Raw genomic sequence first — 13,425 nt, 5'->3', positions numbered from 1 at the left:
GGTTGCATGGCGACTGAGATGCACAGGGCGCAGCGCGCGCCGACGCCGACGATCAAGACCTTGGCCGAGATGACCGGCTATTCCATCGCCACGATCTCGAAGGCGCTGCGTGAATCTCCCGTGGTCGCCCCGGCGACCCGTGACCTCATCTTCAAGGCGGCGCGTGAAGTCGGCTATCAGGCGAATGCGCGCGGCATGGCGCTTCGCACCGGCAAGAGCTTCCAAGCGGCGGTCCTGATGCCGGTGACCGCAGCGCGCGACTACGAATGGGACGGCGTCGAATATACGCAGACCTTGAGCGGCATCAGTCAGGCGCTTGAAGGTACGGATTATCGTATGTCGGTGCACGTCATCCGCGATGCCGCCGACGGCGCCGAAGCCGCACGCCGGATCGTCGATCAGGGACTGGCTGACGGGCTCATCTTCTCCGGCATTCTCGCGGAAGATCCGCGGATCGATCTGCTCGTTGCCGAGCACTTCCCCTTCGTTTCGATGGGACGCTGCCGCAAGGATCTCGTCTACGCCCATGTCGACATCGACAACGAATGGGCGGCGCATGCGGCGACCGCACGGCTGATTGCCGGCGGCCACAGGCGGATCGCGCTCGTCAACCCGGAGCGGCGGCTTTCCTATGCGCTCGACAGGGTGGACGGATTCGTCAGGGCCTTCCGCGAGGCGGGCCTCGATGCGCCGATGGAGCTGATCGCCGAAGGCGATCTCTCGACCCATTTCGGTCGGCAGACGGTGATCGCCTTCCTGCAGTTGGACGATGCCCCGACCGCTTTCGTCTGCATCAACGAATCCACCACGCTCGGCGTGCTTTCGGGCCTCGGCAGCCTCGGGCGCCAGGTCGGCGTCGACGTCGACGTCATCGCCTATGACGACATCAATGTCAGCGCCTATTTCACCCCGCCGATCACCACCTTCTACCAGCCGATCGAAGTGCTCGGCCGCACGCTCGGACAGTTCCTGCTACGGCGCATGGAGGGCGAGGACCCCAAGGCGTTGCGGCAGGTCTTCAGGCCGACACTGATCGCGCGCCAGCCCGACAATCTCGGCGGCCGCCTTTAAAGTTGATCATCCAAGGAGGAGAACCATGAAAAGACTGATGATTGCCCTGGCCGTTGCGGCCCTTGCTTCGAGCGTTTCCCACGCCGCCGATCTCGGCGGTAAGCTTCTGAAGGTCGGCTCCGACACGACCTCGCCGCCAATGGAGAGCATTGATCCGACAACCGGACAGGTCGTCGGCTTCGACGTCGACGTGGTCAATGCCGTCTGCGCCAAGATCAACTGCCAGGCCGAATTCATCACCACCGGCTGGGACGGCATCTTCGCGGCCCTCGACCAGGGCAATTTCGACCTCGTCGCATCGGGCGTCTCGATCACCGAGGAACGCAAGAAGGCGATGGACTTCTCCGATCCCTATATCGTCAACAGCCAGGCCGTGCTGATGCGGGTTGAAGATCAGGGCATCACCCTCGACCGCTTCAAGGACGCCGGCAGAAAGCTCTCCGCCCAAGCGAACACGACGGACGCGCAGGTTGCCGAGAGTGTCGTCGGCAAGGAGAATGTTGCCGCCTATGATACCTTCAGCGCCGCGATCATCGCGCTCAAGAACAAGGACGTCGACGGCGTCGTGATCAACGGCGCCAACGCTGCCGCCTACGAACGCGAATTCGCCGGCGAACTCGTCGTTGCCATCAAGGACCTCGAATCAGATCCGCTCGGCCTCGTTTTCCGCAAGGGCGATGAAAACGTCGCGGCCTTCAACGAAGGCCTGAAGATGATCAAGGACGACGGCACGCTCGACCAGCTCATCAACAAGTATTGGGGCCTGAAATAAGCGCGCAATGCCAATCGGACCCGGAGTGCGCATCGCGCTCCGGGTCTTCCGTCTGTTTGTCCATGCCCCCGGAGGAATGAATGTCGTTCCTGAGAAGCGTGCGTCCGAGCAATCTGATCATCCTGACCGCGCTGCCTTTCATCATCTATCTCTTCATCTCCTCCGGCGACTACCAGCGCTCGCTCAAGGCGATCCTCGGCGTGGAAAACGGCTCCTCCGTCGTCGTGCCCGGTTTTCTGGCACTGGCAATCGCATTCTGCTCGGGCATTGCCGTGCTCATCTTTTCGCGCGCCAAGGCGCCGCGTCCGCGCCTGGCCAATCTGGCGGCGCTCCTCAATCTCGCTGCGGCCGCAGTGCTCGTCGTTGGCCACAACATCCATCCCTTCGTTGCCTCCGTCGTCGCCAACGGCGTCGATCCGTTCAAGTCGACGCTGATCGTCAAGGGTGTGACGCCCCGGCAACTGACCGAGGCGGCCGACCTTGTGGTGCGCGGCGTCGAGGCCTGGCTGTTTCCGAGCTATTTCGCTGTCACTGTGGTCGGACTTGGTCTCCATTTCCTGAGTAGTCGTTCCGATGCCTCTTCCGACGGAAAGGCGCGGCGTTTTGCCCGCTGGACCACCGGCCTCGTCAACGGCGCGGGTCTCGTCTTCGTCTTCTTTTTCGCCCATATCGCCTTTGCAGCAGGGGTCGCGACCACCATCCGCGCGGCTATCGCCGCCTATATCCTGGCGGCGCTGATGGGCCTCGTCTGGGTCGGGCTGCTGCAGCTCAGATCAACGGCCAGAACCAGCCTCTATTTCGCGCTTGCCACGCTGGTGCTGGCGCTCGCCTCGGGCTGGTTCCTGCTGCAGCCGCGCGACGCCTATGTGCTTGCGGGCACGCTGGACGGCAAGGTCGGCATCGTCACCAACACACCGGCGGGGCTGATCAGCGCCGTGCGCTTCGGCCAATACGATGGCGCCCCGCAGACGGAAACGCCGGTGCGCACCTTCGTCGGCCCGACTGAGGCGCTCGCCTCGATCGCCAAGGGCGAAGGTGTATCCGCGGCCCTGCTGCCGGCGGCCTCCGCACCAACCAACATGCCGGTCCTCTGGAAAAGCGAAGCATTGAATGATGGCGATCGCGCCGCCGGCGTCACCATCGCCGTGCTTGCCATCATTCTCGGCCTCTTGAGCTTTGGCGGCTACCTGCATCAGCGCCATCCGCTGGCGATCGGATCGGAATTCATCGTCGATACGATCCGCGGCATCCCGATGCTGGTGATCGTGCTCTATGTCGGCCTGCCTTTGAGCGGTGCACTGAAAGATGCGACGCAAGGCGTGCTCGACCCGCCAAACCTGATGCGCGGTATTGTCGCCATGGCGCTTGCCTATTCGGCCTATCTCGCCGAGATCTTCCGCTCGGGCATCAACGCCATACCGGTTGGCCAGATCGAGGCGGCGCGCAGCATCGGTCTCAACCGCTGGCAGACGGCGCGGCTCGTCGTATTGCCGCAGGGCTTCCGGATCATCATTCCGCCGCTCGGCAACGAGCTGATCGCGATCCTCAAGGATACGTCGCTGCTGTCGATCCTGTCGATCCGCGATATCACCCAGCGCATGCGCGAGTTCCAGTCGGCAAGCTTCCTGCCGTTTGCACCCTATAACTCGGCGGCGATCTTCTACATCTTCCTGACGCTGGCGGCGGCAAGCCTCGTTAACATGATCGAGCGGAAATATGACATCAAGCACCGCTAGACCTCAGACGGTGCTGATTACAGGCACCTCCCGCGGACTTGGCGCCGAACTGGCGCGGATCTACGCCGCGGACGGCTGGCGGGTCATCGCGTGTCAGCGCGGGCCGGTCCCTCCAGATGCAAGGGATCGGTTGGCGCTCGACGTTACCGATCCTGCCTCGATTGATGCGCTTGGACGGGCGCTCCAGGGCGTCGCGATCGACGTGCTGATCAACAACGCGGCCGTACGCGGCGACATTGGTGGCCTCGCGACACTCGATACGAAAGGCTTTCTCGATGTGATGCGGGTGAACGCGCTGGCGCCGCTGCTGGTGACGCGAGCGCTCCTTGCGAACCTGCGCGCCGGCGAGCGCCGGGTGGTCGCCAACATCAGCAGCCGCGCCGGCTCGCTTGCCGAGGGCACGCTCGACGATGACGACGGCGACTATGCCTATCGCTGTTCGAAGGCAGCGCTGAACATGGCGACGGTCAAGCTTGCGCAGGACCTGAACAGCGACGGGATCTCCGTCGTCTCGCTGCATCCCGGCTGGGTGCAGACCGATATGGGCGGCAGCGAGGCCGTCGTTTCGGTCGCAGAGAGCGCGGCTGGACTGAAGGCGATCATCGACAAGACGGTTTTGACTGATAGCGGCAGCTTCCGCGCCTATGAAGGACGGCGGGTTTCGTGGTGACAGGAACAGTGAAAATGGCAGACAGAGATTTGAGAACCGAGCAGGAGTTGGCAACGATCCGCGGCTGGCTCAGCGAGACCTACGGCATCGAGACAAGCCTCTCGCCGCTGCCGGGTGAGCACGATCTCAATTATCGCGTCTCCGCTGCCGATGGCCAGGAGTTCCTTCTGAAGCTGCACGCAGCCGGCGACGCGAATGAACTCGATATGCAGGTGGCGGTGCTCGAGCACCTCGCCGCCAAGGCGTCGGACCTGCCGATTTCCCGGGCCCTTCGCGACCGCTCTGGAGCCGTCACCAGCAAGATCGAACTTCGCGGCGCGCGTACGGCGCGGCTTCTCTCCTGGCTGCCCGGTGACATCTGGGCGAAGGCGCCGATGCGTAGCGCAGCCAGCGTGCAAAGCCTCGGGCACCTGCTGGCAGGCCTTGATCGCAGCCTGGAAGACTTTTCCCACGCCGGCGCCAAGCGGCTCTATGCCTGGGACATCGGCCGGGCCGACATGCATCGCAAACCCGTCGAGCTGATCGATGGCACCGACAAGCGTGCGGCAGTCGACGCGATCCTCGATCATTTCACCTCGGCGGTTCTGCCGCGCCTTACGACCTGCCCGATGCAGGTCATTCACAATGACGCCAATGACTACAACGTGCTGCTCGACGAGACGGGTCAGGTCAGCGGCCTGCTCGATTTCGGCGACATGGTCGAGACCTGGCGCGTGATCGAAGTCGCCGTCGCCTCGGCCTATGCGCTGATCGGATCGGACGATCCGGTTGGGACCATCGCAGCGCTCGCCGGTGCTTACCATCAGGTCAATCGCTTGAGCGAAGCGGAAGTCGAACTGGTTTTCGATCTGGTGCTGACCCGTTACGCTGTCAGCATGTGCATGGCGGCCAAGCAGATCCGCGAGAACCCCGAGAACACCTACCTGCTCGTCAGTCAGGAGGATGTCTGGCGCGAACTCAATCGCCTGCGGAGCGAGAACCGTAAGATCGCCGTGGCGCGCATCCGCGACGCCTGTGGCTTTGCGCCGATCCCGCAGGCGGCCGCGGTCGTCCGCTGGCTGGAAAAGAACGCCCATGACTTCGCATCGATCATACGGCCCTCGGTCAGCAAGGCGAAAGTGACGGTGCTCGATTTCTCCGCCTCCGGTCCGGAGGCTGCGCAATGGGCAAGCCTCGATGCGGCGGAGGCCGAGGCCAGGATCGCGGCTGAGATCGGCAGCGAACATGCCGCCTTCGGCATTGGTCGCTATGGCGAGGACCGCGGGATCTATCAGGGCGAGGCCTACGAAACGGCAGCGAAGGGCGCACGTCGGTCGGTGCATCTCGGCGTCGATATTTTCGCCCCGGCGGGCGAGCCGGTTTCCGCACCTTTTGCCGGCAAGGTTGCCTTCATTCACGATGATGCTGTCGCCTATGGCTTTGGGCCGACCGTGTTGCTCGAACATGAGGTCGACAGCGGCGTGCACTTCTGGACGCTCTACGGTCACCTGTCGCGCGAAAGCGTCGCCAAGCTCTGCGAGGGGCAATCGATCGCCAAGGGCGAGGTCTTCGCCGCCTTCGGCACGGTCGCGGAGAACGGCAACTGGGCGCCGCACCTGCATTTCCAGATCGTCACCGACCATCTCGGCCTTGGCGGCCGCATGCATGGCGTCGGCGTGCGCGATCAATGGCAGGTGTGGCGCGAGGTGAGCCCGGACCCGAGTGTCGTGCTTGGTCTCTCGGTGCCGGTGTCGGTGATCGTCGCGCGCGACAAGGCGTTCCTGGTGCGAGAGCGCCATCGCCGTATCGGCCGGTCGCTGAGCATCGCCTATAGCGCAGCACCGCTGAAGATCGTCAGCGGCGAGGGCGCGCATCTTATCGACGAGGAGGGGACGCGCTGGCTCGACATGGTCAACAATGTCTGTCACGTCGGCCATTGCCACCCGCGCGTCGTCAAAGCCGCGCAGGCGCAGGTGCAGCGGCTGAACACCAATTCACGCTACCTGCACGATAGTCTGGTCGAATATTCCCGAAGGCTTGCCGCGCAGTTTCCGGATCCGCTGAATGTCTGCTTCTTCGTCAATTCCGGCAGCGAGGCGAATGACCTGGCGATCCGGCTGGCGCGTGCCTATACCGGTAACCGCGACATCATCACCGTCGATCACGCCTATCACGGCCATCTGTCGAGCCTGATCGACGTCAGCCCCTACAAGTTCGCCGGCAGGGGCGGGGAGGGGCAGAAGGCGCATGTGAAGGTCGCCGAGATGCCGGATCTCTACCGCGGGCGCTATCGCTACGGGGATGCGGATGCCGGCCGCAAATATGCTGAGGACGTCCGCAATCAGGTGGCAGCGCTTGCCGCCGATGGCCGCCGCCCGGCGCTGTTTTTCAGCGAGGGCATTCTTGGCACCGGCGGGCAGTTGACGCTGCCGGAAGGCTATTTGCGCGAGGCCTATGCGCATGTGCGCGCCGCCGGCGGCCTCTGCCTTGCCGACGAGGTGCAGGTGGGCTTCGGCCGCGTCGGTAGCCACATGTGGGCGCATGAACTGCAGGGCGTGGTGCCCGATATCGTCACCATGGGCAAACCGATCGGCAATGGCCATCCGATGGCGGCCGTCATGACGACGGAGGCAATCGCCGCCTCGTTTGCCAATGGCATGGAGTATTTCAACACCTTCGGCGGCAACCCGGTTTCGGCCGAGATCGGCCTTGCGGTGCTCGACGTCATCCGCGACGAACGGCTGATGCATCATTGCCGTGTGGTCGGCGACCGGTTGATGGATGGCGCGCGGGCGCTTGCCGGAAAGCATGCGATCGTCGGCGACGTCCGCGGCCACGGCCTCTTCAACGGCATCGAATTGGTGCGCGACCGCGAGACGCTGGAGCCGGCCGCGCGCGAACTGGACTTCGTCATCGCCGAGATGAAGCGCAGGCACCACATTCTCTTGAGCAGCGAGGGGCCGCACCACAATGTGCTGAAGGTAAAGCCGCCGGCGCCCTTCAGCGCCGAGGATTGCGATTACTTCCTCAACGCTTTGGATGAGACGCTCAGGCGTCTAACGCCCTGACAGGAATGACCAAACGGTCGCCGTTCGGCGGCCGTTTTGCTTTTGCACGTGACCTTCGACAGCAAAATCTGATCAACGCGATTTTTTCCTTTACAAGAAAGTTAAACGTTTTTATCGTTCATATAAACGTTTAACAACGCGCATAGCTCATGCCATTGGCCTCTGCTAAGCGCTGGCCGGCAGGGAGGGCCCGTTGGCAGCGATCCGCATCGAAAATTTGCGCAAAGGCTTCGGTTCGCTCGAAGTCCTGAAGGGTATCAACCTCGATATCGCCGATGGCGAGTTCGTCTGCTTCCTCGGCCCGTCGGGCTGTGGCAAGAGCACCCTGCTTCGCTCGATCGCCGGGCTCGAGGATCTGGATGGCGGCTCCATCCACCTCGGCGAGCGCGACATCACCGAGGTGGCGTCGGCCAAGCGCGACATCGCCATGGTCTTCCAGAACTATGCGCTCTACCCGCATATGAACGTGCGCAAGAACTTGTCTTTCGGTCTGGCGCTGAACGGCATGAAGCGCGACGAGATCGATCGCCGCGTCGAGAATGCCGCCGACATCCTGCGCATCAAGGAACTGCTCGCCCGCAAGCCGCGCCAGCTATCCGGCGGCCAGCGCCAGCGCGTGGCGATCGGTCGTGCGATCGTGCGCGAACCAAAACTCTTCCTGCTCGACGAGCCGCTCTCGAACCTCGATGCGGGTCTCCGCGTCACCATGCGCGTCGAGCTTGCAGCCCTGCACGAGCGCCTGGGCGTCACGATGATCTACGTCACCCACGATCAGGTCGAGGCGATGACGCTCTCCGATCGTGTCGTGGTGCTCGACAAGGGCAAGGTCAGCCAGTTCGGCACCCCACTCGAACTCTTCTACCAACCGGCCAACCTGTTCGTTGCCGGCTTCATCGGTTCGCCACGCATGAACTTCGTGACGACAGGAGTAACCGGGCAGGTCGACGCATCCGTGACGCTTGCCGGCGGTGGTCTCGCCCATCCGCTGACGCTCGAGATGCTTAACGCCGCGCCGATTGCCGGGGCAAAGTCGGTGACGCTCGGGATTCGTCCGGACAAGATCGAGCTGGTTTCGGCTGAGGCGGGGCATCTCGTCGGCGACGTGCGCCTGGTCGAGCGGCTCGGAACAGAAAGCCATGTTCATATCAGCCTGCAAAACGGCGGCGACATGACCGCCGTCGTGCGCGGCACACACCCGGTTTCGGCGCGCGAGCGCGTGCATCTGCGCCTGCCGGCCGAGCACTGCCATCTGTTCGACGGCGATGGTCGGGCGGTCGCGCGACGGCTCGATGTCGAGACGCAGACGCTCATCAATCAGGAAAAGGCAAAGCGGGTCGCGTGACCCGAATGAGGAGGAGAAGCATGCTCAACAGGAAGTCGATCATCGGCTCGCTGATGGTTCTGGCAATGGCCGGAACCACGACAGCCCGGGCAGAAGAAGTACTGCGTTTTGCAACCTGGGATACCGACGAAAGCCTGGCGATCCAGCAGGATATCGCCAAGAAGTTCGAGGAGAAGCACCCGGGCGTGAAGGTCCAGGTCGAGCCCTACGCGGATGGCTACGATCAGAAGTTGATTGCCGCCTTCGGCGCCGGCAATCCGCCGGATGTGATGTATATGTGGAACTTCCCGCAATACTACACGTCGCTGAAGCCGCTGGACGATCTGATCGCCAAGGACGCGGCCGAGATCAAGCCGGACGATTTCCCGAAGGGCCTGATGAATACGACGCGCGTCGAGGGCAAGACCTACGGCATGCCGTCGGGCTTCACCACGCAAGTTGTCTTCTACAACAAGGACATGTTCGCCAAGGCCGGCATTGAGGAGCCAAAGGACGGCTGGACCTGGGACGATCTGCGCGCCAAGGCGGCCAAGTTCCGCGACGAGCCGAACAAGGTCTATGGCTTCGCCGTCGACGCCAAGCCGGATCCTTACGACTTCGAGCAGTTCCTCTGGTCGAACGGTACCAAATACATCTCCGAAGACGGCAAAGAGATCGACGGCTACATGAACAGCGATGCGGCCGCGCAGGTGCTCGACATGTTCGCCGACATGGCCAAAAAGCAGGAAGCGATCACGCTGAACCTCGGCGACGACACATCAGGCAGCACGCTCTTCAAGGGCGGCAAGATCGCCATGTTCCAGAGCGCCATGTGGTCGAAGTCCGGCATCGATCAGTCGGGCATCAAGTATGGCGTGGCACCACTGCCGAGGTTCGGCGACAAGACGGCCCATTCGGCGCTCGGCGTTTCGGCGATCTCGATCGCCAAGGATGCGGCCCATCCGGACCTCGCCTGGGAGTTCGTCAAGTTCTTCTCCTCGCCCGAAGCCGTCGCCATGCGCGTCAACGATCTGCCGGTGCGCACCAGCGTCGCCGAAGAGAAGGGCATGATCAAGGACCCAATCTACAAGCCCTTCTTCGACATTCTCGCCACCTCGAACACCGAGATCCATGCGTTCCTGAAGAACGCCAACTGGGGCAAGGTCCAGGACAATCTCGCCCGCGCAATTGAAGCAACGATGATCGATCAGGGCAACGCCAAGCAGCATCTCGACGATGCGGTCAACCGCTCCAAGCGTCTGATCAAGTAAGCGAAGGGAGTATGGGGAGATGGATATGACCTATGCCGGTGCAGAGCCAAAGGTGGCAAGGCGCAAGCGCTCCGCCATCGCGCGCTATGCGGCGCCCTACCTGTTCATCTCCCCGTGGATCCTCGGGTTCCTGTTCTTCACGCTCGGCCCGCTCGTCTTCTCACTGACGATGAGTTTCTACGACTGGCCGGTCGTCGGCGAGCGCAGCTTCGTCGGCCTCGACAACTACCGCTCCATGCTCTTCGAGGACCCGCAGTTTTGGGAGAGCCTCTGGATCACGGTGAAGTGTGCAGCGATCTACGTGCCGTTCAACATCGTCATGTCGTTCCTGCTGGCGCTGATGCTGCACCATATCACCTTCGCCAGCGGCTTCTTCCGCACCGCTTTCTATCTGCCGAGCGTCATTTCCGGCGTGGCCCTCGTGACGATCTGGAGCTGGATCTACAGCAAGGAATACGGCCTCCTGAACTTCATGCTCTCCTTCGTCGGCATCGAGGGGCCGAACTGGCTCGGCGATCCGAACCTGGCGATCGTCGCGATCATCATCGCCAGCCTCTGGGGGCTTGGCGGCACGATGCTGATCCTCCTGACCGGCCTCAAGGCGATCCCGAAGGAACTCTATGAGGCGGCGACGGTTTCCGGCGTTCCTGGCTGGGCGCAGACGCTGTTCATCACGCTCCCGATGCTCGGGCCGATGCTGCTCTTCACCTTTATCACCTCGATCATCTCCGCCTTCCAGCAACTGACGATCGCGCTGCTTCTGACCAAGGGCGGACCGCTCGGCTCCACCTATTTCTTCGCCATGTATATCTACGACAACGCCTTCAAATACTTTGACATGGGCTACGCCGCCGCCGGCTCTTGGGTGATGTTCATCATCGTCCTTCTGCTCAGCATCGCCGTCATGCGCTGGTCGGCCGCCTGGGTCTATTACGAAGGCGAAGTCCGCCAGAACGATGGAGAGCACAATGCGTAAGACGGTGCTCTATTCCGCGCTCATCCTGCTCTCGGCGCTGTTCATTGCGCCGTTCTACTGGACCTTCATGACGGCGATCAAAAGCACCGCCGAACTCTACCAGTTTCCGCCGGTCTTCTGGCCGTCGGAATGGCATTGGGAAAACTTTGCCGCCGCCTGGAACAAGCAGCCCTTCGGCACCTATCTCGCCAACTCGGTGATCGTCGTGGTGCTGTCGACGATCGGCCAGCTCATATCCTCGTCGCTCGTCGCCTATGGCTTTGCCCGCTTCCGCTTCCCCGGCCGCGACCCGCTGTTCATCCTGCTGCTCGCCACCATGATGATCCCGTGGGACGTGAAGATGATCCCGCTCTACATGGAGTTCAACCTTCTTGGCTGGATCAACACGCTGAAGCCGTTGATCGTGCCGGCCTACTTTGCCGACGCCTTCTTCGTCTTTCTTCTGCGCCAGTACATCATGACCGTGCCGATGGAGATCGATGAGGCCGCGCGCATGGACGGCGCCAATGCCTTCGACATCTACTGGCGCATCCACCTGCCGTTGATGATGCCGGCGCTGGTGCTGGTCGGCACCTTCCACTTCATGAACGCCTGGAACGACTATCTCGGCCCTTTGATCTTCCTGAACGACCAATCGAAGTACACGCTGACGCTCGGCCTCTCCATGTTCAAGGGCCTGCACGAGGTGGACGTGACATCAATCGCCGCGATCACCGTCATCCTCTGCCTGCCGCCGCTGGCACTCTTCTTCGTCGCCCAGCGCTACATCATGGATGGCGCGGTCAGCTCGTCGGTGAAGGGATAGCGGCATGCTGTTCGATATCAACTACGTCCCCTTCAGCCGTAGGGGCCGGTTCCTGACGCTCTCGATGATGCGGGTACCGGGCCGCGATGGCGAGCGGGCGCTTTATCTGCGCCACGTTGCCGGTGGCGACGAGCGGCCCTCGCTCGGTCGCCTCTGCCGCGTCGAATTTCTCGATGCGGAGGGCAAGACCGCGACGCCCGAGCCGGTGCTTTCCCCGGAGCGGCTCGACGCCCGCATCGGCGAGGGTATGGTCAGCTTCGTCATCGGCGAAGGAGAAAGGCTGCACATATCCGGCAAGCAGGCCGGCGTCCGCTTCCATTTGGAGGGCTCGCGCTACGACTATGTCTACCGCACGCCCAAGGGCGAGGATTGCCTCGTTGCTGCGGTCGAGAACGTCAAGTTCATCCCTCGGGCGATCACTGGGGAATTGAAGGTCACGGGCGCCTGGCAGCGCGATCATTCCGAAGACGTGTCCTTTTCCTTTTCAGCGCCCGACGTCTTCGAGGGCAATGTGGACTTTTTCCGCACCGTGCCACCTGTCGATCGGCCCGGCCGTTTCGCGGAGGCGCTGTCCGGCGCAACGGCCGAGTTTGCTGAATGGTACGCGCGCGTTCCGAAGGGCGTTCGCGGCCAGGAAGAGGCGCATCGGCTGGCGAGCTATCTGCTCTGGGCGAATGGCGTGCCGGCGGGCGGCGCGCTGACGCGGCCGGCGATCTACATGTCCAAGAACCACATGATCAACATCTGGAGCTGGGACAACGCCTTCTCAGCCCTTGGTGTCGCCGCCTTCGATCAGGACCTCGCCTTCGACCAGTTCGCGGCGATCTTCGACCATCAGGACGCCTCGGGTCTGCTGCCGGACTATATCAACGACCGCGACGTGCTCTACGCTTTCACCAAGCCGCCTGTGCATGGCTGGGCGGTGTCGCTGATCGCGGCTGCCGAGCCAGGCTTCCTCACGGCAGAGCGCAAGTGTTATCTGCGTGATGCCGTTGGCCGCCAGGTCGATTACTGGCTGACCTATGGGCGCAAGGATGCGAAGAGCCTGCCGTCCTATTTCCACGGCAATGACAGCGGCTGGGACAATGCGACCTTCTTTGCCGAAGGCGGCCCGGTGATTTCGCCGGACCTGCCGGTTTTCCTGATCCTTGCCTGCGAGACGCTGGCGGACCTGCTGGAGGACGACGCAGAACGCCAGACGATGTGGCGGCAAAAAGCGGACGAGTTGCAGGCGCTGCTGTTCGAGCGGCTGTGGGCCGGCGAAACTTTTGGCGCGCGCTTGGCGCAAGCCCCGGAGCGCGTTTTGCCCGGAAACAATCTCATCCAGTTCATGCCACTGCTCTTGGGCGCGCGACTGACACCCGACATGCGCGAAAAGCTCGTGGTTCGTCTCGTCGCCGGCGGCTTCATTACCGAATGGGGACCGGCGACCGAGAGCCCGCAGAGTTCCTTCTACGAGGACGACGGCTATTGGCGCGGGCCGATCTGGGCGCCGACGACGCTGCTTCTCTGGGATGGTCTGCGCCGACAAGGGAAGATTGAGCTTGCGTATGCGGTTGCGGAAAAGTTCTGTTCACTTGCAAGCAAAAGCGGTATGGCCGAAAACTTCGATGCGCGCTCGGGGAAGGGCCTTCGCGATCGGGCATTCGCCTGGACATCCGCAGTCTATCTCGTGCTGGCGGCATCGCTCAGCATGAGGGCGGGGTGACGAAAAATGGTTGCGTTTTTCCGACACACCCCTCTCCAACTTATCATA

10 protein-coding genes are annotated in these 13,425 nt (G+C 62.6%); all 10 read left to right on the top strand.

Annotation, left to right across the window (positions count from 1 at the left end; translation table 11 throughout):
* Positions 1 to 6 precede the first annotated feature (6 nt).
* The gene (locus AC0C6X_RS19730; RefSeq protein WP_246304575.1) at positions 7 to 1,071 is read left to right on the top strand and encodes a LacI family DNA-binding transcriptional regulator; all 1,065 of its coding nucleotides are present in this window, start codon (positions 7 to 9) and stop codon (positions 1,069 to 1,071) included.
* Positions 1,072 to 1,096: 25 nt separating this feature from the next.
* A complete protein-coding gene (locus AC0C6X_RS19725) occupies positions 1,097 to 1,843 on the top strand; it encodes a transporter substrate-binding domain-containing protein (RefSeq protein WP_173519779.1) in 747 nt (248 codons plus the stop codon).
* Between the two features lie 80 nt (positions 1,844 to 1,923).
* Positions 1,924 to 3,579, top strand: a complete 1,656-nt coding sequence (locus AC0C6X_RS19720; protein ID WP_472954738.1) for an amino acid ABC transporter permease — start codon at positions 1,924 to 1,926, stop codon at positions 3,577 to 3,579.
* A gap of 10 nt (positions 3,580 to 3,589) precedes the next feature.
* Positions 3,590 to 4,249 carry an SDR family oxidoreductase gene (locus AC0C6X_RS19715; protein WP_472954896.1) on the top strand — a complete coding sequence of 220 codons (660 nt, stop codon included), beginning with the start codon at positions 3,590 to 3,592 and terminating at the stop codon, positions 4,247 to 4,249.
* Between the two features lie 14 nt (positions 4,250 to 4,263).
* Positions 4,264 to 7,296: an aminotransferase class III-fold pyridoxal phosphate-dependent enzyme gene (locus AC0C6X_RS19710; RefSeq protein ID WP_472954736.1), complete on the top strand. Its 3,033-nt coding sequence runs from the start codon at positions 4,264 to 4,266 to the stop codon at positions 7,294 to 7,296.
* 193 nt (positions 7,297 to 7,489) lie between these two features.
* On the top strand, positions 7,490 to 8,638 hold the full coding sequence (locus AC0C6X_RS19705) for an ABC transporter ATP-binding protein (protein WP_472954734.1): 1,149 nt from the start codon (positions 7,490 to 7,492) through the stop codon (positions 8,636 to 8,638).
* Between the two features lie 20 nt (positions 8,639 to 8,658).
* The gene (locus AC0C6X_RS19700; protein WP_247960667.1) at positions 8,659 to 9,888 is read left to right on the top strand and encodes an ABC transporter substrate-binding protein; all 1,230 of its coding nucleotides are present in this window, start codon (positions 8,659 to 8,661) and stop codon (positions 9,886 to 9,888) included.
* A gap of 19 nt (positions 9,889 to 9,907) precedes the next feature.
* Positions 9,908 to 10,864: a carbohydrate ABC transporter permease gene (locus AC0C6X_RS19695; RefSeq protein ID WP_472954733.1), complete on the top strand. Its 957-nt coding sequence runs from the start codon at positions 9,908 to 9,910 to the stop codon at positions 10,862 to 10,864.
* A complete protein-coding gene (locus tag AC0C6X_RS19690) occupies positions 10,857 to 11,669 on the top strand; it encodes a carbohydrate ABC transporter permease (protein ID WP_173519785.1) in 813 nt (270 codons plus the stop codon). Before AC0C6X_RS19695 ends, AC0C6X_RS19690 begins: the two co-directional genes overlap by 8 nt.
* A gap of 4 nt (positions 11,670 to 11,673) precedes the next feature.
* Complete coding sequence (locus AC0C6X_RS19685; RefSeq protein ID WP_247960665.1) at positions 11,674 to 13,377, top strand: amylo-alpha-1,6-glucosidase; 1,704 nt, start codon at positions 11,674 to 11,676, stop codon at positions 13,375 to 13,377.
* Positions 13,378 to 13,425: the final 48 nt, after the last annotated feature.

The sequence above is a fragment of the Ensifer sp. VA4 genome, assembly GCF_055710065.1.
This window is presented reverse-complemented; position numbering and strand designations above follow the sequence as displayed.